Below are 20,205 nucleotides of genomic sequence, written 5' to 3'. Positions count from 1 at the left end.
CCTCCGACACCGGTCCCCGGTGCTTTACATCGACAATGCGCGCCCCAACTATCCCTTTTGTATGCACACACGAAGGGACGGCCAGTGAGAGCACTCGCGTTGTACGGCACCATCGGGTCGCTGGTGGTGACCGCCCTCGCCACTGCCCCGGCAGGCGGCGCCACGGGGACCGCCGGTGCGCCACCCGCGCCGGTCGCGCACCGCCTCGAATTCGGCCGCTGCGCGCCGGTGGAGCAGTTGCCGTCGTCCGTGGAGTGCGGCACCCTCACCGTCCCCCTCGACTACGCGCACCCCGAGGGCAGGAAGATCCACCTCACCGTCAGCCGGGCCCGGGCCACCGCGCGCGGCGAGCGGCAGGGCTCCCTGGTCTTCAACCCCGGCGGGCCGGGCGCGTCCAGCATGGAGTTCCCGCTGTACGGCGGGCTGCCCAAGTGGAACAGGCTGGCGCGCGCCTATGACTTCGTGGGCTACGCGCCGCGCGGCGTCGGCCGCTCGGCGCCGCTGTCGTGCCAGGACCCCAAGAAGTTCGCCAAGGTGCCCACCGACACCCAGGTACACCCCGACGCGGCCTTCAAGCGCAGGAAGGTGGCGCAGGCCAGGGCCTACGCCCGGGGCTGCGTCCGCCGGGGCGGGTCCGCGCTGCCCTTCTACAACTCCGTCAACAACGCCCGCGACCTGGACATGCTGCGGGCCGCGCTCGGCGAGCGGCGGCTGACCTTCATGGGTGCCTCGTACGGGACGTACTTCGGCGCGGTCTACGCGACGCTCTTCCCCGGCCACGTCCGGCGGATGATCTTCGACAGCGTGGTCAACCCGGACCCCCGGCAGATCTGGTACCGCAACAACCTCGACCAGGACATCGCCTTCGAGCGCCGCTGGGGCGACTGGCTGCGCTGGGTGGCCCGGCACGACCGCCAGTACCACCTGGGCACCACCCGCCAGGCGGTGCAGCGTCACTACGACACCGCCGTCGGCAAGCTGCGCCGCGCGCCCCTGGAGGGAAAGATCGGCCCGGGACAGCTCCAGTCGGCCTTCCTCAAGAACGGCTACAACGACGCCTTCTGGCCGATGCGCGCCGAGGCGCTCGCGGCCTATCTGCACGGCGACCCCAAGCCGCTGATCGCCCAGGCCCTGCCCCAGTCAGCGGGCGCGGCCGCCGAGGAGAACAGCGCCGCCGTGTACACCGCCATCGAGTGCAACGACGCCCGCTGGCCGCACAGCTGGCGGACCTGGAACCGCGACAACACCGAGATCGCCCGGACCGCGCCGTTCGAGACCTGGGACAACGCCTGGATGAACCTGCCGTGCGCCTTCTGGCCCGACCGGGCGGAGACCGCCGACGCCGCGCTGGCCGCGGCGGCGCACCGCGCGGACGGCTCCGGCGCCGCCCAGGACCTGGTGAACGCCGCCGGGCGCAGCGCCGAAACCGAGGTCGACGGCGTGCTCCACGGCCCGCGTCGTCCGCTGGACGTCCGCACCCGGCCGGGCGCGCTGCCGCCGGTGCTGCTGCTGGCCGCCGAGCGGGACGCGGCGACGCCCTACCGGGGCGCGCTGGAGCTCCAGCAGCGGCTGCCCGGCTCCTCGCTGGTCACCGAGAACGGGGCGGGCACCCACGGCATCGCCTTCAGCGACAACGCCTGTGTGAACACCTACGCCGAGGCGTATCTGCTGCACGGCAAGGTCCCGGCGCGCCGCGTCTACTGCGCACCGCGTCCGGAGCCGGCGCCCGGCCAGCAGATGAAGCGGTCGCAGCACGTGCTGCCGGGCAAGTAACCGCACACGCCGCCGCGGGCCGTCCCCCAGGGGCGGCCCGCGGTGCTGTCCCGGGGCCGCGGGATCAGGCCAGGCCGGCGACCAGCTCGGAGACCGGCTTGCGGCGCCCGGTGTAGAAGGGGACCTCCTCGCGGACGTGCATCCGCGCCTCGGAGCCGCGCAGATGACGCATCAGGTCGACGATGCGGTAGAGCTCGTCGGCCTCGAAGGCCAGCACCCACTCGTAGTCGCCGAGCGAGAACGAGGGCACGGTGTTGGCGCGCACGTCCGGGAAGCCGCGGGCCATCTTGCCGTGGTCGGCCAGCATCCGGCGGCGGTCGTCGTCCGGCAGGAGATACCACTCGTAGGAGCGCACGAAGGGGTAGACGCTCACATAGGCGCGCGGCTGCTCGTCGGCCAGGAAGGCCGGGATGTGCGACTTGTTGAACTCGGCGGGGCGGTGCAGCGCCATGTTCGACCACACCGGCTCCAGCGCGCGGCCCAGACGGGTGCGGCGGAAGAGGTTGTACGCCTCCTGCAGGGCGTCCGAGCTCTCCGAGTGCCACCAGATCATGAGGTCGGCGTCGGCGCGCAGGCCGGACACGTCGTACGTGCCGCGGACCACCACGTCCTTGGCCGCGAGCTGCGCGAACAGCTCCTCGACCTCGTCGGCGTAGCCGCTGCGGTCCTCCGGGAGGACCGCACGCAGCTTGAAGACCGACCAGAGGGTGTAGCGGACGACCTCGTTGAGGTCCTTGGCCTTCTTGCCGGCGTTCGGGGTCTTCTCGGGCGCCGCGGGGGTCTGCGGCGCGGAAGCGGGGGTGGAAGCGTCTGTCATGCCGTCCATTCTCACTCGCCCGGGGCCCGGTCCGCCGTCAGGGTCCCGAGGATCTCGTCGGCGGCGCGGTGTGCCGAGCCGATGCAGGCCGGGATCCCGACGCCGTCGTAGACCGCGCCGCACACCCGCAGCGCACCCGGCATCCGGGCGACCGCGGCGCGGATCCTGGCGACCCGCTCCAGATGGCCGACGGCGTACTGCGGCAGTCCGCCCTCCCAGCGGGTGACGGCGGACGCCACCGGGCGGGCGGACAGGCCGACCGCCGCGCCGAGGTCGGCGAGCGAGAGCGCCACCAGCTCGGCGTCGTCGCGCCCGAGGTCGGCGTCGTCCCGGTAGCGGCCGACGGAGGTGCGCAGCACGAACAGGTCCCGGTCGGCGTCGCCGAGCCAGCCCCATTTGTGGCTGGAGAAGGTGGAGGCCTTGATCCGGCGGCCGTCGACGGGCGGTACGAGGAAGCCGCTGCCGCCCGGCACCCGGTCCAGGTCGGCGCGGCGGAAGGCCATGGTCACCAGCGCCATCGAGGCGTAGTCGACGCCGGCCAGCTCGGTGGCCGCCGCGGGGCAGCCCGCGCGCAGGAGCCGCGCGGCGGCGCCCGCGGGGGCGGCCAGGACGACCGCGTCGGCGGTGAGCGTCCGGTCGCCGGTGCGCAGACGCCAGCCGTCCTCCGCGGTCCAGTGCAGCGCGTCCACGGGGGCCCCGGAGCGGATCTCGCCGCCGGCCCGGCGCACGGCCTCGGCGACGGCAGCCGGCAGGGTCCCGATCCCGCCGTCGAGGCCCATGAACACCGGGGCGGGGCCGGCCTGCCCGTTCTGCGGAGCGGTGGCTGCGGCGCGCGCCTGGAGGTCCCGTACGCCCTCGGTCAGCGAGCGCCGGGTGCGGGCGACCTCGAACAGCTGCGGGACGGCGGCGCGCATCGAGATGCGGTAGGCGTCACCCGCGTAGACCCCGCCGAGCAGCGGCTCGACGAGCCGGTCGACGACCTCCCGGCCGAGCCGCGCGGCGACGTACTCGCCGACCGCGACGTCCTCGCCGGTCTCCGTACGGGCCAGGGTCTCGTCCTGGGCGATCCGCGCCATGCCCTCGGGAGAGATCACCCCGGAGGCGGCGAGCGGGCCGAGGTCCCCGGGAACGCCCATGACGTGGCCCTTGGGCATCGGGCGCAGCGCGTCGCGGGTCCACAGGGCCGCAGTGGCGGTGGCCGGCGGCTGCAGCCGGTCGCCGATCCCGACGGTACGGGCCAGCTGCACCGCCTCCGGGCGCCTGGCCAGCATCGACTCGGCGCCGAGGTCGACCGGGACGCCCGCGATCTCGCCCGCGCGCAGCTTGCCGCCGAGCCGGCCGGAGGCCTCCAGGACGGTCACCCGGGCGCCGCCCTCCAGCAGCCGGTGCGCGGCCGCCAGCCCGGAGATGCCTCCACCGATGACGACGGCATGACCGGGCCCGCGGCCCGCGGGGGTGTGCGCTGCGCTCATGGCTCCACTCTCTCAGAGCCGTGTGCCGCGGCCGCCGGACGGCCCGTGTGCGGCAACGCCCCGGGGCGTCGCCGTCGTTCGCGGTCGCCGCCCGGACCACGCCGCGGCCGCCAAGGTGTCCGAGAGCCCCCGTTGACAGCGGGCTGTGGCGGGCAAAGACTCGGGGTCGGTGGGTGGCGATCTTCGTGGCGCCCGCCGCACGCCGAGCCCGGGACAGCGAGGACAGCGCCTGATGACCGACCCACGCCTGCGGGATGTGTACATCGTCGATGCCGTACGGACCCCCGTCGGCAAGTACGGCGGCGCGCTGGCCGGCACCCGTCCGGACGATCTCGCCGCCCATGTGCTCAAGGCCCTGGTGGACCGCACCCCGGACCTCGATCCGGCGCGGATCGACGACGTCTGCTTCGGCGACGCCAACGGCGCCGGCGAGGACAACCGCAATGTGGCCCGGATGGCGGTGCTGCTGGCCGGGCTGCCGATGACCGTCCCCGGGGTGACCGTGAACCGGCTGTGCGGCTCGGGCCTGGAGGCGGTCATCCAGGCGGCCCGGGCCATCGCGCACGGCGACGCGCACATCGCGGTGGCGGGCGGCGTGGAGTCGATGAGCCGCGCGCCCTATGTGCTGCGCAAGCCGGAACGCGCCTTCCCCGCGGGCCACCAGGAGATGTTCTCCTCGACGCTGGGCTGGCGGATGGTCAACCCGCGGATGGCCCCGGAGTGGACGGTCTCGCTCGGCGAGGGTGCCGAGCTCATCGCCGACCAGTACGGCATCACCCGCGAACAGCAGGACGTCTTCGCCCTGGCCAGCCACCAGAAGGCGGTCCGTGCCTGGCGCGAGGGCGCCTATGACGCGCAGGTCGTGCCGCTGCCGGACGTGGACCTGCTGCGCGACGAGACGATCCGCGAGGGCTCCTCCCTGGAGTCCCTCTCGAAGCTGAAGCCGGCCTTCCGTGCGGCCGGCGGCACGGTCACCGCCGGCAACTCCTCGCCGCTCAACGACGGCGCCGCGGCCCTGCTCCTCGTGGACGAGGAGGGCCTGCGCGCCACGGGCCGCGAGCCGCTGGCCCGCATCCGCGCCAGCGCGGTGACCGGCGTCGAGCCGCAGCTGTTCGGCCTGGGCCCGGTGGAGGCGGTCCGCCGCGCCCTGGAGCGGTCCGGCCGCGGCTTCACCGACCTCACGTCCTTCGAACTCAACGAGGCCTTCGCGGCCCAGGCCCTGGGCTGCATCACCCAGTGGCCGGAACTCGACCCGTCGGTGGTCAACCCGCACGGCGGCGCCATCGCCATCGGCCACCCCCTGGGAGCCTCCGGCGCCCGCCTCGCCGGCGCCGTCGCCCACCAGCTCGCCACCCACGGCTCGGGCACCGGCCTCGCGGCCCTGTGCATCGGGGTGGGCCAGGGGCTGGCGTTGGTCCTGGAGCGCTGAGCGACAGCGCCCGAAGACGACCTCGCGGCCGCGCCCGCGAGGCCGCGGCGCGCCGTCTCGGGCCGTCGGATCCGTCAGATCACCGCTGATGCCCGGCGGCAGGGTGCCCCGGCCCGGCGGACGGCGCGGGGTTTTCCACAGGGCCCGCGCGTGGGGCCGGCGGGCCGTAACGTGGCGAAGGCAGGCAAGGGAACGGCAGGACGCGCGGCGCGTGGCGGAGCGCGGACGGTACGACGGCAAGGGGGCCGGCATGACCACGGAACGCCTGGTGATCGTCGGTGGTGATGCGGCGGGGATGGCCGCGGCCTCGCAGGCGCGGCGGCTCCGGAAGTCGGGTGAGCTGGCCATCACGGCCTTCGAGCGCGGCCACTTCACGTCGTACTCGGCCTGCGGGATTCCGTACTGGGTGGGTGGCGAGGTCGACGGTCCGGAGGCGTTGATCGCGCGTACGGCGGCGGAGCACCGGGCGCGGGACATCGATCTGCGGATGCGCACCGAAGTGACCGAACTCGACCTGGACCGCGGCCGGGTGCGTACCCGGGAGCTGGACGACGGCGGGCGGGAGACCTGGACGGGCTTCGACAAGCTGGTGCTGGCGACCGGGGCGCGTCCGCGGCGGCCCCGGCTGCCGGGGATCGACGCGCCGGGGGTGCACGGCGTGCAGTCCCTCGACGACGGACAGGCGCTGCTGGACACCCTGGAGGCCTCGGCGGGCCGCCGCGCTGTGGTGGTCGGCGCGGGCTACATCGGGGTGGAGATGGCCGAGGCCCTGATCCACCGCGGCTACGAGGTGACCGTGCTGGAGCGGACCGCGCAGCCGATGTCCACCCTCGATCCGGACATGGGCGCGCTCGTCCACGAGGCGATGTGCGCGATGGGCATCGAGACCGTGTGCGGCACGACCGTCACCGGCGTGCTGAGCGGTACGGACCGCCGGGCCCGCGCAGTGACCACCGAGGACGCCGAGTACCCGGCGGACGTGGTCGTGCTGGGCATGGGGGTGAGCCCCGAGACGACCCTCGCCCGCGCGGCGGGGCTGCCGCTGGGCGAGTCCGGCGGGCTGCTCACGGACCTGGCGATGCGGGTCCGCGGCCAGGACCACATCTGGGCGGGCGGGGACTGCGTGGAGGTGTGGGACCTGGTCTCCGGCCGCACCCGCCATATCGCGCTGGGCACCCACGCCAACAAACACGGGCAGGTCATCGGCACCAACGCGGGCGGCGGCTACGCGACCTTCCCCGGCGTCGTCGGTACGGCCGTCAGCAAGGTCTGCGATCTGGAGATCGCCCGGACGGGGCTGCTGGAGCGTCACGCGGAGGCCGCCGGGCTGCGCTTCGTCACCGCGACCGTCGAGGCCACCAGCCGCGCCGGGTACTACCCCGGCGCCCGCCCGATGCACGTCAAGATGCTCGCCGAGCGCCGTACGGGGCGGCTGCTGGGTGTGCAGATCGTCGGCCGGGAGGGCGCCGGCAAACGCGTGGACGTGGCGGCGGTCGCGCTCACGGCCGGGATGACCGTGGAGCAGATGACCGCCCTCGACCTCGGGTACGCCCCGCCGTTCTCGCCGGTCTGGGACCCGGTGCTGGTGGCCGCCCGCAAGGCGACCAGGGCCGTACGGGAGGCCGGGGACTGACGGTCGCCGGGCGCGGGTGCGAGGGGCGGGGGTGGGGCGGGGGGCCGGAGGGGCGGCCCTCCGGTCAGCGGGCCGTCTGCGTGTGGACGTACTCGACGAGGCGGGTCAGCGCGTCGGGGTCGGTGGTGGGCAGCACGCCGTGGCCGAGGTTGAAGATGTGCCCCTCCAGGCCGGCGGCCGCGTCGAGGACCTCGCGGGCCTTGGTCTCGACGGCCTCGCGGGGCGCGAAGAGCACGGCCGGGTCGATGTTGCCCTGGAGCGCCTTGCCGGGGCCGACGCGGCGGGCCGCCTCGTCCAGCGGGACGCGCCAGTCGGCGCCGACGACGTCCGCGCCCGCCTCGCCCATCAGGCCGAGGAGTTCGCCGGTGCCGACGCCGAAGTGGATGCGCGGGACGCCCAGGCCCTCGACCGCGCGGAAGACCTTGGCGGAGGCCGGCATCACGCTGCGGCGGTAGTCGGCCGGCGAGAGCGCGCCCACCCAGGAGTCGAAGAGCTGCACCGCGCTCGCCCCGGCCTCGATCTGGACCTTCAGGAAGGCCGAGGTGATGTCGGCCAGCCGGTCCAGGAGGTCGGCCCACAGCTGCGGGTCGCCGTACATGAGGGCCTTGGTGCGCTCGTGGTTGCGCGAGGGGCCGCCCTCGACGAGGTAGCTGGCGAGCGTGAAGGGCGCGCCGGCGAAGCCGATGAGGGGCGTGCCGCCGAGTTCGCGGACGAGCATGCCCATGGCCTCGGTGACGTAGGAGACGTCGCCGGGCTCCAGGTCGCGCAGCTGCGCGAGGTCGGCGCGGGTGCGGATCGGGTTCTCGACGACGGGGCCGACCCCGGGCTTGATGTCGAGGTCGACGCCGATGGCCTTGAGGGGGACGACGATGTCGCTGAAGTAGATCGCGGCGTCGACGTTGTGGCGGCGCACGGGCTGCAGCGTGATCTCGGTGACCAGCTCGGGCCGCATGCAGGAGTCGAGCATCGCGATGCCCTCGCGGACCTTGCGGTACTCGGGGAGTGAGCGCCCGGCCTGGCGCATGAACCACACCGGGGTGTGCGGCACCGGCTCCCGTCGGCACGCCTTGAGGAAAGCCGAGTCGTATGTAGCGGTCTGCTGCTGGCCCGTGGCCTGGTGGTTGGCGCTCACGCCCCAAATCTTCGCACGCCGGGCCGGCGGCGGATTTCGACAGGTGGTCGATATCTCCGCATGTGCCCGAAGGCACCTCCGAACGGGCGACGCGCGCACCGGGTGTCCTCCCCGTATGCGGGGCCGGTTCCGCCTAATCTTCCGGGCATGGCTGCGGCTCATGAACACCTCGCGGACGGCGCGGACGAAGCCCCGATCCCCTTCCGTCAGGCGGTCGAAGCGCTCCGCGCGGCCCGACTGCGGCCGGAGATCGAGATCGATCCGACGCCCGCGCCGAAGCGGCTCGCCCCGTTCGCGTACGCCCTGGAGGCGGCGGTCGTCGAGCGCGGCGCGGGTCCGGACGGCGAGGACCGGGATCTGGCGGACGGACGGCTGGTGGTGCTGCACAACCCGGCCGGGGACGACACCTGGCAGGGCGCCTTCCGGGTGGTGACCCTGGCGCGGGCGGAGCTGGAGCCGGAGATGGGCAGCGATCCGCTGTTGCCGGAGGTGTCGTGGTCCTGGCTGACGGGCGCACTGGACGCGCGCGGGGTGCACTACGGCGCGCCGAGCGGAACGGTGACGCGGGCCGGCTCGCACTACTTCGGCGGGCTCGCGGCGCGTGAACCCGCGACCCAGATCGAGATCCGGGCCTCGTGGACGCCGAGCGAGGGCGCCGGCGGGGTGCCGGATCTGGCGGCGCATCTGGCGGCGTGGTGCGATCTGCTGTGCCAGGTGGCGGGCCTGCCGCCGGCCACGCTCGACATGCCCCCGCGCGGCGGGGTCGTCCCGCTCCCCCAGCGACGCGGCGCACAGCCCCGCTGAGCTGCACTTCTCCCTCGGGTCCGGTGCGCGCCGCAAGCGCTGCGCGAAACCGCCCGGGGTCAGCGTCCACGGCCGGACGGGCCTCGCGCCCGTCCGGCCGTCGTGTGTGGACGACGCGGAGGCCATGCCGGGGCGCATCGCGTACGGCTTTGATCATCTTCGTGCACACCGGATGCGCATCTGTGATCGATCACGCATCCGATTTGCCCGAATTGCCCCTAACTAAATCGTGATCAAAGTCTAAAGTCCCGCCGGATTGCTGCCGAAGAGGTCAGTGACCCTTCAAACACGGATCATTCCGGCTCCCCCCTGCCGGCTCCGTCCTCGCCACTCCCCCCAGGAGGCCCGGTGTCTGTTCTCCTCGAGCAACCTTCGAGCCTGGTCGCCTACCGCCCGAACAAGCCGACGGCCATGGTCGTCGTGGCCGACCCTCGCGTCCGCTCCACCGTCACCCGCCACCTGTGGGCCCTCGGAGTGCGTGATGTCATCGAGGCGTCGTCCATCGCGGAGGCCCGTCCCCGCGTCGGCAACCCGCGCGACATCTGCGTGGCCGACGTCCACCTTCCCGACGGCTCCGGCCTGACCCTCCTGTCCGAGACGCGGGCGGCGGGCTGGCCCAACGGCCTCGCGCTGTCCGCGGCCGACGACATCGGCGCCGTGCGCAACGCCCTGGCGGGCGGCGTCAAGGGCTACGTCGTCACCGGCACCCGTACCAATCTGGGCATCCCCGGCCGTCCCGGCACCTCGCCGATCGGCGCCAACGCGGCCCGTATGCAGCGCCGCCCCCCGGGTGCCCCGGGGCACCCCGGTGGCTACCGCGAGCTGTCGGGCCGTGAGGTCGAGGTGTTGCGGCTGGTGGCGGAGGGCCAGTCCAACAAGGCCATCGGCGTCTCGATGGGGCTCTCGGCACTGACCGTCAAGAGCCACCTCGCCCGCATCGCCCGCAAGCTCGGCACCGGGGACCGGGCCGGAATGGTGGCGGTCGCACTGCGCACCGGCATCATCCACTGACCGCTCACCCGACCGGCCCGCCCGTCGAGGGAACGTTCCCTCGACGGGCGACGTGCATACACAGATACCCTTGACTGGTGACCGACGCCCAAAACACCGCAGCAGACACGACACTGCGAGCACCCGGAGACTCGCCTCCGGACCCCCGACCGGCGCCGGTCCCTCTCCTGGAGCCCCGCGAGGGCATCCCCCCGGTGGTCGCCACCGACGAGGCACTCGCCGAGGTCGTGGCCGCCTTCGCGGGCGGCACGGGCCCGGTGGCCGTCGACGCCGAACGTGCCTCGGGCTACCGCTACGGCCAGCGTGCCTACCTCGTGCAGCTGCGCCGCGAGGGGGCCGGCAGCGCACTGATCGACCCGGTCGGCTGTCCCGACCTGTCGGGGCTGGGGGAGGCGATCGGCGACGCCGAGTGGGTGCTGCACGCCGCCACCCAGGACCTTCCGTGCCTGCGTGACATAGGAATGGTCCCCACCCGGCTGTTCGACACCGAGCTGGCCGGACGGCTGGCCGGCTTCGCCCGGGTCGGCCTGGGCGCCATGGTCGAGAACGTCCTCGGCTTCGCCCTGGAGAAGGGCCACTCCGCCGTCGACTGGTCCACCCGCCCGCTGCCCGAGCCGTGGCTGCGCTACGCCGCGCTCGACGTCGAGCTGCTGGTGGACCTGCGCGACGCGCTGGAGGAGGAGCTGACCCGGCAGGGGAAGCTGGAGTGGGCCCGGCAGGAGTTCGCCGCGATCGCCGCCGCTCCCCCGCCGCCGCCCCGCAAGGACCCCTGGCGCCGTACGTCCGGGATGCACAAGGTCCGCCGGCGCCGGCAGATGGCGGTCGTCCGCGAGCTGTGGACGGCCCGTGATCAGGTCGCCCAGCGGCGGGACGTCTCGCCCGGCAAGGTGCTCGGGGACGCCGCGATCGTGGAGGCGGCGCTGAATCTGCCGCCGAACAGCCATGCGCTGGCCGCGCTTCCCGGCTTCGGTCACCGCATGGGCCGCCGTCAGCTGGAGCAGTGGCAGGCCGCCGTCGACCGCGCCCGGGCACTGGCCGAGAGCGAGCTGCCGCAGCCCGGCCAGCCGCTCAACGGGCCGCCGCCGCCCCGCTCCTGGGCCGACAAGGACCCGGCCGCCGCGGCCCGGCTGTCGGCCGCCCGCGCGTCCGTCACGGCGCTCGCCGAGCAGCTGAATCTCCCGCAGGAGAACCTCATCACCCCGGACACGGTGCGCCGGCTGTGCTGGGAGCCGCCGGAGCTGCCGACGGCGGAATCGGTCGCCGAGGTGCTGGCCGGCCACGGCGCCCGCCCCTGGCAGATCGAGCAGGTCACGCCGATCCTCACCGAGGCGCTGCAGGCGGACGCGGACTGACGCACGCGTCCCGGGCCGGGGTGCTCACCCGGCCCGGGACGCGTGGTGTGCCGGTCAGCTCTGCTCGGCGTGCATCCACAGGACCTTGCGGTTGGTGGCGTCGATCTCGTAGGACGTCTCGTTCCAGTCGCTGGTGCTCACCACGCCCACGGCCCAGGCCGGGGTGTCGCTGTTGCCGTGGTCGGAGTCGCCGAGTTCGACGGAGGTGACGGTGCCCTTCGTCTTCTCGGTGGCGGTCTGCGCGGCCTGCTGGGCGGTGACGGTGGCCTTGGACAGGCGGGCGGCGAGCTGCTGCTTGTCGCCGGAGTCGTCCGACTCGGTCTGCGGCGCTCCCGCCTTGCCGGAGCGCGCGTCCACGCGGACGTCGCTCACCGTCCCGTCGGACGTGGCGACCGCGGTGTTCCAGTACGGGTTGGTGGGCGTCCCCTTGAGCTCCGCGGCGATCGGCTCCGAGGCCGGGACCGCGGCGACCGCGGCCTTCATCGCCTGCGCGTAGTCCACCGTGGCGGCGGGGATCAGGGCCTTGCGCTGGGCCTGGGCCGCGCTGAGCGAGCTGCTCGGCGAGGCGGGTGCCGAGGCGGGCACCGGGCGCCTGGGGCTTCCGGTGTCTTTCTCGGGCGAGTTTCCGCAGCCCGACACCAGGGCACCGGCGGCGGCGACCGCACAGACCAGGCCGATCGTGCGCGGCACCGCCAGCGGTGCGCGCCGGGTCACGACATCACTCCTCTTCGTCTCCATGCGGTCACTTTAAGTGCGCATTGGGTCGAATTGCGCCAAGACCCGACAGTTTTTGGCCTTTATTCGACAGACATTCGGCCCCTTTCGTCCCACTCCGGGGATCGCGCGCCGGGGTCCCGAACGGCGGGCGACGCCGCCATCCGGTGTGACCTTCACCGCTCCGGCCGGTGGGGGTGTGCAGCTTGGTTACCCGTAAGTAGCATGTCGGTGTGAAGCGTCCCCCGGGGCGCCCCGCAGCAGTGCCATCCCGCACCTGGAGGAGAGCCAACGTGCCTCGTACCGCTAGGGACGTCGTCTTCGTCGACGGCGTCCGCACCCCGTTCGGCAAGGCGGGCCCGAAGGGCATCTACCACGAGACCCGCGCCGACGATCTCGTCGTGAAGGCCATCCGGGAGCTGCTGCGCCGCAACCCGGCCCTGGACCCCGCGAAGATCGACGAGGTCGCCATCGCCGCCACCACCCAGATCGGTGACCAGGGCCTGACCCTCGGCCGGACCGCCGGCATCCTCGCCGGCCTGCCGCAGTCGGTCCCCGGCTACTCCATCGACCGCATGTGTGCCGGTGCGCTGACCGCCGTCACCGCCACCGCCGGCTCCATCGCCTTCGGCGCGTACGACGCCGTCATCGCCGGCGGTGTCGAGCACATGGGACGCCACCCCATGGGCGAGGCCGTCGACCCGAACCCGCGGTTCGTGAGCGAGAAGCTCGTCGACCAGTCCGCGCTGTTCATGGGCATGACCGCGGAGAACCTCCACGACCGCTACCCGCACATCACCAAGCAGCGCGCCGACGAGTACGCCGTGCGCTCGCAGGAGAAGGCGGCGAAGGCGTACGCGAACGGGAAGATCCAGCAGGACCTGGTCCCGATCTCGGTGCGCAACACCAACGCCGAGATCGGCGAGACCGGCTGGGGCCTGGTGACCGCCGACGAGCCGATGCGCCCGGGGACCACCCTGGAGAACCTCGCGGGTCTGAAGACGCCGTTCCGTACGCACGGCCGCGTCACGGCCGGTAACGCCGCGGGGCTCAACGACGGCGCCACCGCCTCGATCCTCGCCTCCGAGGACTTCGCCCGGGAGCACGACCTCCCGGTCAAGATGCGCCTGGTCTCCTACGCCTTCGCGGGCGTCGAGCCCGAGGTCATGGGCTACGGCCCGATCCCGGCCACCGAGAAGGCCCTCGCCAAGGCGGGCCTGAGCATCGGCGACATCGACCTGTTCGAGGTCAACGAGGCGTTCGCCGTGCAGGTGCTCGCCTTCCTCGACCACTACGGCATCGCCGACGACGACGCGCGCGTCAACCAGTACGGCGGCGCCATCGCCTTCGGCCACCCGCTGGCCTCCTCCGGCGTCCGGCTGATGACCCAGCTGGCCCGGCAGTTCGAGGAGCAGCCGGAGGTCCGCTACGGCCTGACCACCATGTGCGTCGGCTTCGGCATGGGCGCGACGGTCATCTGGGAGAACCCGAACCACAAGGACGCCGGAGGCAGCAAGTGAGCACCACCACCGCCGAACTTCTGAAGGGTGCGGCCGAGCTGTTCCCGGACGAGGTCGTCACGTCGGCGCACGTCCGCCACCTCGACCTGCCGTACGGCGCGGGCAGGTTCGCGCTGATCACGCTGGACAACGGCTTCGACCACACCAAGCCGACCACCTTCGGCCCGGGCTCGCTGGCGAACCTCAACGCCGCGATCGACCAGGTCGAGAAGGAGGCCGCGGACGGCGACATCGTCGGCGTCGGCCTCACCGGCAAGCCGTTCATCTTCGCCGTCGGCGCCGACCTCAAGGGCGTCGAGCTGCTGAAGAACCACGAGGACGCGCTGGCCATCGGCAAGGGCGGCCACGAGGTCTTCAAGCGGCTCTCGAAGCTCGCCGTGCCGACCTTCGCGTACTACAACGGTGCCGCGATGGGCGGTGGCGTCGAGGCCGGTCTGCACTGCTCCTACCGCACCGTCTCCAAGGCCCTGCCGGCCTTCTCGCTGCCCGAGGTCTTCCTCGGTCTCGTCCCGGGCTGGGGCGGCTGCGCCCTGCTGCCGAACCTCATCGGCGCGGACAAGGCCGTCTCGGTCATCATCGAGAACTCCCTCAACCAGAACAAGCAGCTCAAGGGCAAGCAGGTCTTCGACCTCGGCATCGCGGACGCGATCTTCGAGGGCGCGGACTTCCTGGAGCAGTCGCTGATCTGGACCGCGGGCGTCCTCAAGGGCGACGTGACCGTCGAGCGCCCCGAGATCGACCGCGGTGAGGCCTGGGACCAGGCCGTCGCCAAGGGCAGGTTCCTCGCCGACGGCAAGGTGCACGGCGCCGCCCCGGCCGCCTACCGGGCGCTGGACATCATCGCCGCCGCCAAGAGCGGTGACCTGCAGGCCGGTTTCGACGCCGAGGACCAGGCGCTCGCCGACCTGATCATGGGCGGTGAACTCCGCGCCGGCATCTACTCGTTCAACCTGGTGCAGAAGCGCGCCAAGCGCCCCGCCGGCGCCCCGGACAAGAAGCTCGCGCGTCCGGTCAGCAAGGTCGGTGTCGTCGGCGCCGGTCTGATGGCCTCGCAGCTCGCGCTGCTCTTCCTGCGCCGCCTCGAGGTGCCGGTCGTGCTGACCGACATCGACCAGGAGCGCGTCGACAAGGGTGTGGGCTACGTCCACGCCGAGATCGACAAGCTGCTCGGCAAGGGCCGGATCAACCAGGACAAGGCCAACCGCCTCAAGGCCCTGGTCTCCGGTGTGCTGGACAAGGCCGAGGGCTTCTCCGACGCCGACTTCATCATCGAGGCCGTCTTCGAGGAGATCGGCGTCAAGCAGCAGGTGTTCGCGGAGGTGGAGGCCGTCGCCCCGGCGCACGCCGTCCTCGCCACCAACACCTCCTCGCTGTCGGTCACCGAGATGGCATCGAAGCTGAAGCACCCCGAGCGGGTCGTCGGCTTCCACTTCTTCAACCCGGTCGCGATCCTCCCGCTGCTGGAGATCGTGCGCGGCGAGCAGACCGACGACGCCTCGCTGGCCACGGCGTTCGGTGTCGCCAAGACGCTGAAGAAGACCGCGGTGCTGGTGAAGGACGCCCCGGCGTTCGTCGTCAACCGCATCCTGACCCGCTTCATGGGCGAGATCCAGAACGTCATCGACGAGGGCACCCCGGTCGAGACCGCGGAGAAGGCCATCGAGCCGCTCGGTCTGCCGATGTCGCCGCTGGTGCTGCTGGAGCTGGTCGGCCCGGCGATCGGTCTGCACGTCTCCGAGACGCTCAACCGCTCGTTCCCGGACCGCTTCACGGTCTCCCCCAACCTCAAGGCCGTCGTCGAGGCCGGCAAGCGCGGCTTCTACGTCTACGACTCCGGCAAGCCGGAGCTGGACCCCGAGGTCGCGGCGCTGCTCAAGCAGGGCGACTCGGTGCTGACGGAGGAGCAGGTGCGCGACCGCGTCCTGGACGCCGTGGCGCAGGAGATCGGCCTGATGCTGGACGAGGGCGTGGTCGCCGAGGCGCAGGACATCGACCTGTGCCTGATCACCGGCGCCGGCTGGCCCTTCCACCTGGGCGGCATCACGCCGTACCTGGACCGCGCGGGCGTCTCCGAGCGGGTGCGGGGCAAGAAGTTCCTGGCCCCGGGCATCGCGAGCGTCCCCGCGTAACGGGGTACTGATCGCAGGAAGCGCGGGCCGGCTCGGCGGAGCCGGCCCGCGCTTGTGTGTGCGCGGGGCGCGGGCAGGCCGCGCCGTGGGAGGGTGGCGGCATGGATTCCTTGGTCATCGTCGATGCCGCGAACGTCGTGGGCTCGGTGCCCGACGGCTGGTGGCGGGACCGGCACGGCGCGGCCGAGCGGCTGCGCGACGCCCTGCCCGGCTACGCCACGGACGGCCTGCCGGGGCTGATGGCGCCGCCCCTGGAACTGGTCCTGGTGGTGGAGGGCGCGGCCCGCGGGGTGGAATCCGTCGACGGCGTACGGGTGGTGGCGGCCGAGGGCAGCGGCGACGACCGGATCGTACGGCTGGTGGCCGACGAATCCGGCGGACGGGACTGCCTGGTGGTGACCGCGGACCGCGAACTGCGGCGGCGCGTCGAGGCGCTGGGCGCGCGGGTGACGGGGCCACGGGCGGTGTGGGGGCCGTCGCGCGGCGGGAGTTGAGGACTGGCGCAGTGACCCGTTCCGCCGGCGCCGCACGGCCCGGCCCCCTGTGCCCGGGGCCCGTGCTCCGCCCCGGCACGAACCACGGAAAGAAGTCCTCCTAGTCCGCGTCCTCGGGCCGTGCGGCCAGGACGCGGGTGAGCAGGTCGGTGAGGGTGGCGCGTTCCTCGACATCGAGGGGGGCGAACCACTGCTGCTCGCGGCGGGTCTGTTCGGCGAACGTCTCGCGGACGGCGTCCTCGCCCGTGGCGGTGAGGGCGGCGGCGACCGCGCGCCGGTCGTCGGGGACCGGCCGGCGCTCGACCAGGCCCTCCCGTTCGAGGGTGTTGAGGGCGTTGGTGACCGCCGAGCGGGACATCGCCGAGATCTCGGCGAGCCTGGCGGGCCGGGTGGGGCCCAGCAGCCAGAGCTTGAACATCAGCCGGAAGCCGGGGAGCGTCCAGCCGCGCGGGCGGTGGATGCGGCTCTCCAGGTCGCCGACGACCAGGTAGGACAGGTGGAGCAGCTGGTGGGCGAGGGCGAAGGCCTCCGGGTCGGCCGGTGCGGGCATGCCCGCCAGGCGGTCGCGGGCGTAGGCGGCGTATCTGAGATCTGGTCGGTCCACGGACAGAGTCTTGCGCATGGCGGGCCCGTTGAGAGATTGTTACGGCCATAACAATCTTCGCGGGAGGATGCTGTGCGGATCACCATCGCAGGAGGCGGGATCGGCGGGCTCGCCACGGCGCTCAGCCTGCACGCGGCCGGACTCGACGACCTCGTCGTCCATGAAGCGGCCCCGGAGATCCGCCCGCTCGGCGTCGGGATCAACCTCCTCCCGCACGCGGTAAGGGAGTTGACCGAACTCGGCCTGGGCGACCGGCTGGCCGCGATCGGTGTCCCCACCGCCGAGCTGGCCTACGTCAACCGGTACGGGCAGGCGATCTGGTCCGAACCACGCGGGCTCGACGCCGGCTACCGGTGGCCGCAGTACTCGGTGCACCGGGGACGGCTGCAGATGCTGCTGCTGGACGCCGTCCGCGAGCGCCTGGGCGCGTACTCCGTGCGCACCGGGAGCCGGCTCACCGGCCTGCGCCACGACTCCGACCTGCTCGTCGGCGCCGACGGCATCCACTCGGCCGTCCGGTCCGCGCTCTTCCCCGGCGAAGGGGCACCGCCGTGGAACGGGCTCATGCTGTGGCGGGGCACGACCCACGGCGCACCGTTCCTGACCGGCCGGTCCATGATCATGGCCGGGGACGGCAGGCAGAAATTCGTCGCCTACCCGATCGGGGACGGACGGCTGATCAACTGGATCGCCGAGCGGCCGATGGAGGGCGAACCACCCGAGCGCGGACGGTGGAACCGCCCCGCCGACCTGGCCTCCGTCGTGGAGCACTTCGCGGACTGGACGTTCGACTGGCTGGACGTGCCGGGGATCATCGCGGGGGCGGAGGCGGCCTTCGAGTACCCGATGGTGGACCGCGAGCCGCTGCCGTACTGGACGCGGGGTGACGCCGTCCTCCTGGGCGACGCCGCCCACGCCATGTACCCCGTCGGCTCCAACGGGGCCTCCCAGGCGATCATCGACGCCCGGGTGCTCGCCCACTCGCTCGCCACGACCGGCACCACCACCGCGTACGAGGAGAACCGCCGGCCCGTCACCACGGCGCTGCAACTGGCCAACCGGCGCCAGGGGCCCGACGTCGTCATGCGGCTCGCCCACGAGCGGGCGCCCGGTGGCTTCACGGACATCGACCAGGTCGTCCCGCTCGCGGAGCGCGCGGAGATCGCCGCCGCGTACAAACGGACCGCGGGCTTCGACCCGGCCCTGCTCAACGAGCGCGCGTCGTGGAGCGTGCGGTGAACCTGACGCCTCTCGCCGTCTTCGAGGTGGAAGTGGCCCCGGTGCTCGACCTCGGCGACTCGCAGTGGGGCCGCCGCCGAGTGATCAACATCGTCGGCGGGACGTTCGAGGGGCCCCGGCTGTCGGGGGTGATCCTGCCGGGCGGCGCGGACTGGCAGGTGCTGCACCCCGACGACGGCACGGCCGGCATCGACACCCGCTCCACGCTGCGCACGCACGACGGGGCGCTGCTCTACCTCGCCACCAGCGGCGTACGCCACGGCTCACCCGAGGTGCTGCGGAGGCCGGCCGCCGGAGAGGCGGTGGACCCCGCCGCGTACTACTTCCGGCTCTTCTGCCGCTTCGAGACCGGCGACGAACGCTACCGGTGGCTGAATCGCACCCTGGCCGTGGCCACGGGCGCCCGCACCGCCGGCGCCGTCCGCTACGAGGCGTACACCCTCGACTGACGCGCCCGGCCTCACCCCGCAGCGCACGGCCCCGCATGCCGCGACGGGCGCGGCACACGGGGCCGGGAGGAGGGGCCGTGGGTGTCGGGGCGTCAGTCCTCGGCGGGCCGGCGGTTGCGGATGCCCAGGCGGCTGTGCGAGCGGCCGTAGAGGAAGTAGATGACGAAGCCGGCGACCATCCAGAACGCGAACCGCAGCCAGGTCTCCGCGGGCAGATTGAGCATCAGCCACACCGAGGCCAGGACGGACAGCACCGGCACCACCGGCACCCACGGGGTGCGGAAGGCGCGGGGCAGGTCGGGCCGGGAGCGGCGCAGGATGATGACGCCGACGGCGACCACGACGAACGCGAACAGGGTGCCGATGTTGACGAGTTCGGCCAGGACGTCGATCGAGGTGAAGCCGGAGGCGATGGCGACGACGACGCCCAGCGCGATGGTGGACCGGTAGGGGGTCCCGTACCGCGGGTGGGCCCGGGAGAAGACCCGGGGCAGCAGACCGTCCCGGCTCATCGCGAAGAACACCCGGCTCTGGCCGAGCAGCAGAATCATGCAGACCGAGGTCAGGCCGACGGCGGCGCCGAAGCTGATCACACCGGCGAAGAAGGGGTGCCCCAGGACCTTGAAGGCGTCGGCGAGCGGGGCGTCGGTGGACAGCTTGCTGTACTTCTCCATGCCGGTGACGACGACCGACACGGCCACGTAGAGGACCGTGCAGATGGCCAGCGAGCCGAGGATGCCGCGCGGCACGTCACGCTGCGGGTTGCGGGTCTCCTCGGCGGCGGTGGCAACGATGTCGAAGCCGATGAAGGCGAAGAAGACCACGGCCGCCGCGGCGAAGATGCCCATGACCCCGAAGGTGGACGGGGTGAAGCCGAAGATCAGCTCCGCCAGCGGCGCGGACAGTCCGCCGCCGGCCTCGCTGGGCCGGCTGGGCGGGATGAAGGGGTGGTAGTTGGCGCCGGTGATCATGAAGGCACCGGCGATGATGACCAGCAGGACCACGGTGACCTTGATGCCCACGACCACCGCCGTCACCCGCGAGGACAGTTTCATCCCGAGCACCAGGATGCCGGTCAGGACCAGGACGAGGATGCAGGCCAGCAGGTCGAAGCCGAACCGCCCCTCGTGGGTGCCGGACAGGATCGTCGGCAGCTGCCATCCCGCGCTGCCCAGCAGCTCGCGCATGTAGCCCGACCAGCCGACCGCGACCACCGCGCAGCCCAGGGCGAGCTCCAGGATCAGGTCCCAGCCGATGATCCAGGCCGGCAGTTCCCCCAGGGAGGCGTACGAGAAGGTGTAGGCCGAGCCGGCCACCGGCACGGTGGAGGCGAACTCCGCGTAGCACAGGGCGGCCAGCGCACAGACCACGCCCGCCACGACGAAGGCCAGCGCGACGGCCGGCCCGGCCTGCTCCTTGGCGATTTTTCCGGTGAGGACGAAGATGCCGGTGCCGATGACGACACCGACCCCGAACACGGTCAGATCGAGTGCCGACAGGGACTTCTTGAGTGCGTGCTCCGGCTCCTCGGTATCCAGGATCGACTGCTCCACAGTCTTCGTCCGGAACAGACCGCGATTGCGGCGTGAATCGTGTGGTGTGCCGTGCTGTGTGCTCATGGGCGAACCTCCGC

Annotated in this window: 17 protein-coding genes; 11 read left to right on the top strand and 6 right to left on the bottom strand. The window is 72.8% G+C overall.

Annotated features, from left to right (window positions below):
• The first annotated feature begins 84 nt into the window (after positions 1–84).
• The gene (locus ACQP17_RS27795) at positions 85–1,773 is read left to right on the top strand and encodes an alpha/beta hydrolase (protein WP_433858704.1); all 1,689 of its coding nucleotides are present in this window, start codon (positions 85–87) and stop codon (positions 1,771–1,773) included.
• A 64-nt stretch (positions 1,774–1,837) separates the two neighbouring features.
• On the opposite strand, the gene hemQ is transcribed toward ACQP17_RS27795, so the two are convergent.
• Positions 1,838–2,599 (bottom strand): hydrogen peroxide-dependent heme synthase, encoded by a 762-nt coding sequence (gene hemQ, locus ACQP17_RS27790; RefSeq protein WP_433858703.1) that lies wholly within the window; start codon positions 2,597–2,599, stop codon positions 1,838–1,840.
• 2 nt (positions 2,600–2,601) lie between these two features.
• Positions 2,602–4,062, bottom strand: a complete 1,461-nt coding sequence (gene hemG, locus ACQP17_RS27785; RefSeq protein ID WP_433858702.1) for a protoporphyrinogen oxidase — start codon at positions 4,060–4,062, stop codon at positions 2,602–2,604.
• A 232-nt stretch (positions 4,063–4,294) separates the two neighbouring features.
• On the opposite strand from hemG, the gene ACQP17_RS27780 reads away from it, so the two are divergent.
• Together ACQP17_RS27780 and ACQP17_RS27775 are read left to right on the top strand one after the other, a co-directional pair.
• On the top strand, positions 4,295–5,491 hold the full coding sequence (locus ACQP17_RS27780; protein ID WP_433858701.1) for a thiolase family protein: 1,197 nt from the start codon (positions 4,295–4,297) through the stop codon (positions 5,489–5,491).
• 250 nt (positions 5,492–5,741) lie between these two features.
• The gene (locus tag ACQP17_RS27775) at positions 5,742–7,124 is read left to right on the top strand and encodes an FAD-dependent oxidoreductase (protein ID WP_433858700.1); all 1,383 of its coding nucleotides are present in this window, start codon (positions 5,742–5,744) and stop codon (positions 7,122–7,124) included.
• A gap of 64 nt (positions 7,125–7,188) precedes the next feature.
• Here the strand turns inward: ACQP17_RS27775 and hemE are convergent, their stop codons facing one another.
• A complete protein-coding gene (gene hemE, locus ACQP17_RS27770; RefSeq protein ID WP_433858699.1) occupies positions 7,189–8,256 on the bottom strand; it encodes a uroporphyrinogen decarboxylase in 1,068 nt (355 codons plus the stop codon).
• A 147-nt stretch (positions 8,257–8,403) separates the two neighbouring features.
• On the opposite strand from hemE, the gene ACQP17_RS27765 reads away from it, so the two are divergent.
• From ACQP17_RS27765 to ACQP17_RS27755, 3 genes are all read left to right on the top strand, one after another.
• On the top strand, positions 8,404–9,060 hold the full coding sequence (locus tag ACQP17_RS27765; protein WP_433858698.1) for a DUF3000 domain-containing protein: 657 nt from the start codon (positions 8,404–8,406) through the stop codon (positions 9,058–9,060).
• A 348-nt stretch (positions 9,061–9,408) separates the two neighbouring features.
• Entirely contained in the window at positions 9,409–10,071 is a 663-nt protein-coding gene (locus tag ACQP17_RS27760; protein WP_006602452.1) for a response regulator transcription factor, read from the top strand.
• 77 nt (positions 10,072–10,148) lie between these two features.
• Positions 10,149–11,423 carry an HRDC domain-containing protein gene (locus tag ACQP17_RS27755; protein ID WP_433858697.1) on the top strand — a complete coding sequence of 425 codons (1,275 nt, stop codon included), beginning with the start codon at positions 10,149–10,151 and terminating at the stop codon, positions 11,421–11,423.
• Between the two features lie 54 nt (positions 11,424–11,477).
• Here ACQP17_RS27755 and ACQP17_RS27750 read toward each other — a convergent pair whose 3' ends face one another.
• Entirely contained in the window at positions 11,478–12,161 is a 684-nt protein-coding gene (locus ACQP17_RS27750) for a PepSY domain-containing protein (RefSeq protein ID WP_433858696.1), read from the bottom strand.
• Positions 12,162–12,430: 269 nt separating this feature from the next.
• Between ACQP17_RS27750 and ACQP17_RS27745 the strand changes: the two genes are divergently transcribed.
• The 3 genes from ACQP17_RS27745 (at position 12,431) to ACQP17_RS27735 (ending at position 16,280) form a co-directional block, all read left to right on the top strand.
• The gene (locus ACQP17_RS27745; protein ID WP_433858695.1) at positions 12,431–13,657 is read left to right on the top strand and encodes a thiolase family protein; all 1,227 of its coding nucleotides are present in this window, start codon (positions 12,431–12,433) and stop codon (positions 13,655–13,657) included.
• Entirely contained in the window at positions 13,654–15,786 is a 2,133-nt protein-coding gene (locus ACQP17_RS27740) for a 3-hydroxyacyl-CoA dehydrogenase NAD-binding domain-containing protein (RefSeq protein ID WP_433858694.1), read from the top strand. Before ACQP17_RS27745 ends, ACQP17_RS27740 begins: the two co-directional genes overlap by 4 nt.
• A 101-nt stretch (positions 15,787–15,887) precedes the next feature.
• The gene (locus ACQP17_RS27735; RefSeq protein ID WP_433858693.1) at positions 15,888–16,280 is read left to right on the top strand and encodes an NTP pyrophosphohydrolase; all 393 of its coding nucleotides are present in this window, start codon (positions 15,888–15,890) and stop codon (positions 16,278–16,280) included.
• Between the two features lie 100 nt (positions 16,281–16,380).
• Here ACQP17_RS27735 and ACQP17_RS27730 read toward each other — a convergent pair whose 3' ends face one another.
• A complete protein-coding gene (locus ACQP17_RS27730; RefSeq protein ID WP_433858692.1) occupies positions 16,381–16,884 on the bottom strand; it encodes a MarR family winged helix-turn-helix transcriptional regulator in 504 nt (167 codons plus the stop codon).
• A 72-nt stretch (positions 16,885–16,956) separates the two neighbouring features.
• Between ACQP17_RS27730 and ACQP17_RS27725 the strand changes: the two genes are divergently transcribed.
• Together ACQP17_RS27725 and ACQP17_RS27720 are read left to right on the top strand one after the other, a co-directional pair.
• Complete coding sequence (locus ACQP17_RS27725; protein ID WP_433858691.1) at positions 16,957–18,123, top strand: flavin-dependent oxidoreductase; 1,167 nt, start codon at positions 16,957–16,959, stop codon at positions 18,121–18,123.
• The gene (locus ACQP17_RS27720; protein ID WP_433858690.1) at positions 18,120–18,572 is read left to right on the top strand and encodes a DUF3237 domain-containing protein; all 453 of its coding nucleotides are present in this window, start codon (positions 18,120–18,122) and stop codon (positions 18,570–18,572) included. Before ACQP17_RS27725 ends, ACQP17_RS27720 begins: the two co-directional genes overlap by 4 nt.
• Before the next feature lie 92 nt (positions 18,573–18,664).
• On the opposite strand, the gene ACQP17_RS27715 is transcribed toward ACQP17_RS27720, so the two are convergent.
• Positions 18,665–20,191 (bottom strand): amino acid permease, encoded by a 1,527-nt coding sequence (locus tag ACQP17_RS27715; protein WP_433858689.1) that lies wholly within the window; start codon positions 20,189–20,191, stop codon positions 18,665–18,667.
• Positions 20,192–20,205 lie beyond the last annotated feature (14 nt).

The organism is Streptomyces kronopolitis (assembly GCF_050953795.1).
Classification (GTDB): Bacteria; Actinomycetota; Actinomycetes; order Streptomycetales; family Streptomycetaceae; genus Streptomyces; species Streptomyces kronopolitis_A.
Note: the sequence above shows the minus strand (reverse complement) of the source record. Positions and strands in the feature narration are given on the sequence as shown.